The sequence below is a fragment of the Desulfotomaculum sp. genome, assembly GCA_003513005.1.
Taxonomy (GTDB): domain Bacteria; phylum Bacillota; class Desulfotomaculia; order Desulfotomaculales; family Nap2-2B; genus 46-80.
The window spans coordinates 1-4,061 of record DOTD01000021.1 but is presented as its reverse complement, the minus strand read 5'-3'; the positions used below and the strand labels follow the sequence as shown (position 1 = coordinate 4,061).

4 protein-coding genes are annotated in these 4,061 nt (G+C 45.4%); all 4 read left to right on the top strand.

The window, feature by feature from the left end; genetic code table 11:
- Nucleotides 1-445: 445 nt before the first annotated feature.
- Genes DEH07_01965 through phoU form a run of 4 tightly spaced genes read left to right on the top strand, consistent with a single transcriptional unit; the run spans nt 446 to nt 4,009 of the window.
- Complete coding sequence (locus tag DEH07_01965; protein HBY03317.1) at nt 446-1,141, top strand: DNA-binding response regulator; 696 nt, start codon at nt 446-448, stop codon at nt 1,139-1,141.
- A gap of 17 nt (nt 1,142-1,158) precedes the next feature.
- Nucleotides 1,159-2,529, top strand: a complete 1,371-nt coding sequence (locus DEH07_01960) for a PAS domain-containing sensor histidine kinase (GenBank protein HBY03316.1) — start codon at nt 1,159-1,161, stop codon at nt 2,527-2,529.
- 45 nt (nt 2,530-2,574) lie between these two features.
- Nucleotides 2,575-3,333 (top strand): phosphate ABC transporter ATP-binding protein, encoded by a 759-nt coding sequence (locus tag DEH07_01955; GenBank protein HBY03315.1) that lies wholly within the window; start codon nt 2,575-2,577, stop codon nt 3,331-3,333.
- A 16-nt stretch (nt 3,334-3,349) separates the two neighbouring features.
- The gene (gene phoU, locus DEH07_01950; GenBank protein ID HBY03314.1) at nt 3,350-4,009 is read left to right on the top strand and encodes a phosphate transport system regulatory protein PhoU; all 660 of its coding nucleotides are present in this window, start codon (nt 3,350-3,352) and stop codon (nt 4,007-4,009) included.
- Nucleotides 4,010-4,061: the final 52 nt, after the last annotated feature.

Sequence of the window (4,061 nt, the reverse complement as noted above, 5' to 3'; positions counted from 1 at the left end):
GATGCCTCTGATCTGTTCAACCTTATCTTCTGTTATTTCAGGCCTTGTCCGATATTCCATACGAATTTCCTTCCACCGCGATTTTCATAATGCAATATTCGACATCGGATGGTTGGAGTCCTGCTTTTTTAAAAAATTTTAATCAAAAAAAGCGCGGCATTTATTTCTTTTGATGTTGCGTTTGCCGCGCTTTTATCCTTTTCTCTATTGAATAGGTGATGTTATTTATTTGATATTTATTTGATAAAGAACATTCTATGTCATGAATGGAAATTAAATAGGACTGTGAATAGTAACGTTTTCCTGTGTTGTTTTAATTAAATTTTAAGAATAATATAGCCAATACAGATTTTTTATGATAAAATTCCTAAGCAAAGTAAACTTTAGAAAATGTAGTGCTCCGCGCGTCAATACAGTACAAAGCCCTTTTTAGGGGGGTAGAGCAATGCCCAGGATACTGGTTGTGGACGATGAAGAGCATATAGTTGAGCTTGTCCGTTTTAACCTCGAAAGAGAAGGTTTCGAGGTAATTGCGTCAGGTGACGGGGATGCCGCTCTTAAAAAGGTTTCTTCAGAGCAGCCTGACCTGATTATTCTTGATCTGATGCTGCCCGGGCAGGATGGTTTATCGGTCTGCCGGATTTTACGCTCTGACCCTAATACAAGAGGGATTCCTGTGATCATCCTCAGTGCCCGCACTGAGGAAATAGACAGGATTCTTGGTTTGGAAATGGGCGCTGACGATTATGTTACCAAGCCTTTCAGTCCAAGGGAACTGGTCGCCAGGGTCAAAGCCAGGCTGCGCCGGGACGCTAAAACACAGGACAGCCTTTCGGGACAGTTTGCCAGAGGTCCGATGGTTATTGATCCGGAAAGATTTTCTGTAACAGTGAACGGTATAAAGTATGATCTAACCCCCAAGGAATTTGATCTTTTATATATCTTGGCCCGTGAACCGGGACGGGTCTTTTCACGCGAATACCTTTTGGAGCGCATCTGGGGGTATGATTATATAGGCGATTCACGCACGGTTGATGTGCATATAAGGCACATTCGCCAAAAGCTGGAACAGGTTTCTGAATCGCCGCAATTTGTCGAAACAGTCCGCGGTGTTGGATACCGCTTCAGAGAAAACTTGTAATGGCAAAAAAGATCTTTTTGGTCAAGGGAATCATTTGGCGGCCGGTTGCCTATTTTATTGTCGCGCTGCTGATCTTTTACGGCCTTTTTGATTTGTACGTGGCCAACAGGCTTAACCTGGCAGGAGCGCTGACTGTTATAATACCGTTTTCGATAGGTTTAGCCTGGTTTTTATGGAAGCGTGTCATAAAACCGCTTGAAGAGGTCAATTCTGCAGCCCGGGAAATGGCTCGCGGGAACCTGGACAAGGAACTGCACATATACACAGACGACGAATTTGGAGAACTCGCCCGCAGTATTAACGATATGGCCCGCCAGCTGAAAAACACCATCGAGGAGATTACGGAGGCCAGGAACCAGGCCGGAGCCATCCTGGACAGCATTGCAGACGGTGTTATCGCAGTTAATAAATCCGGCGAAGTTTTATTTATCAATCCGGTGATTGAAAAGGTTTTTGGAATTGACCAGAAAACAAGCCAGGGGAAAAATATACTTGGTGTAATTCGCAATTATGATGTTGAACGCCTGCTGGAAAAGGCCTTAAGAACTGAAAAGCCGGTCAGCCAGGAGATAAGGCTTATTTATCCTGAGCCAAAAGTTTTTTATGTCAACGCAACCCCTTTACAGGGGCATAACCGTCAAAAAGGCGGCGCAGTAGTATTATTTAACGATATTACCCAGCGTAAAAGACTCGAAGATATGCGCACAGAATTTGTCGCCAATGTTTCCCACGAGCTTCGAACACCTCTTACTTCAATCCGGGGTTTTCTGGAAACCCTTTTGGAGGGAAAGATTGAAGATCAGGCAACCGTCCGCCGCTTTTTAGAAATTATCAACAGGGAGACAGCCAGACTGACGAGGCTGATCGATGATCTGCTGAATCTTTCCAAGATTGAAGAACGGCAGGTAGTCCACCGCTGGCAGGCCGTCCAGTTATTGGATACGGTAAACAGGGCGGTAGTAATGTTTCAGGCCCAGGCAGAAGAACAAAACCTTGAACTGGTCACCGAATTACCCGCGGAACTTCCCGTGGTCAGAGGTGATCCGGATATGCTGGCGCAGGTGCTGATCAACCTGCTGGACAATGCGATAAAATTCACACCCGCCGGTGGACGGATAACATTAAGGGCCGGCGCTGACGAAGAAAATGTAAGAATTGATGTGGAAGATACCGGGATAGGTATCCCGCCGGAAAACCTTCCAAGAATTTTTGAGCGTTTTTACCGTGTGGAAAAGTCTCGCTCCAGGGAACTGGGCGGCATTGGTGTGGGTCTGGCGATAGTCAAACACATTATCAGGGCGCACGGCGGGAAAACAGGAGTAGAAAGCGTTGTTGGCAAGGGCAGCAAATTTACATTTTTCCTTCCGATTGATAAGAAGAAGGAGTAAAATCAAGGTTAAACGCTGAATTATCACCGAAGGTTGGACATAAAAATGAAAAAAATCAAGATGCTCACCAGGGATTTAAACCTTTATTACGCTGATTATCAGGCTTTAAAAGATATAAATCTGGAAATTGAAACTAACCGGATTACAGCGTTGATTGGACCTTCCGGTTGCGGCAAATCAACGTTTTTAAGAGTATTAAACAGGATGAACGATTTAATTGAAGGAGTACGCATTGAAGGGTCCGTCTTTCTTGACAAAGAAGATATATACAGCCCGGAAGTTGACGTGGTGGCCCTGCGCAAGCGGGTGGGGATGGTTTTTCAGCGGCCCAATCCGTTTCCGATGTCTGTTTATGATAATGTGGCCTACGGACCGCGCGTTCATGGAATTAGGAACAAAGGCAGGCTTGATGAAATTGTGGAACGCAGTCTGCGGAGCGCCGCCCTGTGGGATGAGATCAGGGACAGATTGTTTAAATCAGCCCTGGGGTTGTCGGGCGGACAGCAGCAGAGGGTATGCATAGCCCGTTTGCTGGCCATTGAGCCGGAAGTTGTTTTAATGGACGAGCCAAGTTCGGCTCTTGATCCAATTTCCACGATGAAGGTGGAGGAACTCATCCAGGTTTTAAAACAGGACTATACAATTGTCATAGTTACCCATAATATGCAGCAGGCTGCAAGGGTTTCAGACGTCACGGCCTTTTTCTTAAATGGTGAGATAGTCGAATTCAGCATTACAGACGAGATTTTTACCCGTCCCAAGGACCGGCGTACAGAAGATTATATTACAGGACGGTTTGGTTAAAGGAGTGTTTTTGCAAATGACTACCCGCGGAGCTTTTGATAAAGCTTTAAAAGAACTTCAGCAAGATATTTTACGCATGGCAAGCCTTGTGGAACAAGCTGTTTACGATTCCGTCCAATCTCTGGTCAAGGTTGACGTGACTGAGGCCTCCCAGGTTATTATGGGGGACGATATGATTGATAAACTTTTCCTGGAAATAGAAGAGAAATGTATTAAGATAATCGCTACCCAGCAGCCTATCGCCAGAGACTTACGAGTTGTTATTACGGGCATAAAAATTTTATTGAATCTGGAACGGATGGCGGATCACGCCGTGGATATTGCCCGCTCTGCCATGTGTTTAAGCGGCCAGACCCTGACGGTTAAACCGCTTGAGCATATTCCGCAAATGGCCAAACTGACCCAGCAGATGATTAAGGACGGACTTGACGCCTATGTCCACAGCGACATTGAAAAAGCCAGTGCCATGTGCGCTTTGGATGATGACGTAGATTATATTTTTGCCCAGGTGTTCAGGGAATTAATCAACTGCATGATGGAAAATCCGGAAGTGGTGATGCAGTCAACCTATCTTTTGCATGTCTGCCGTTATCTGGAGAGGATAGCCGACCACGCCACAAATATCGGCGAGGAGGTAATTTACCTGGTAACCGGAGAGCACAAAGAATTGAATTAACAAAATTCAAATATTGATGCAAAGTGGGCTGGTTCTTTGACCAGCCCGTTAC

Coding starts and splice junctions, on each gene's coding strand:
- phoU (HBY03314.1), top strand. CDS start 3,350: ATGACTACCCGCGGAGCTTTTGATAAAGCTTTAAAAGAACTTCAGCAA.
- DEH07_01955 (HBY03315.1), top strand. CDS start 2,575: ATGAAAAAAATCAAGATGCTCACCAGGGATTTAAACCTTTATTACGCT.
- DEH07_01965 (HBY03317.1), top strand. CDS start 446: ATGCCCAGGATACTGGTTGTGGACGATGAAGAGCATATAGTTGAGCTT.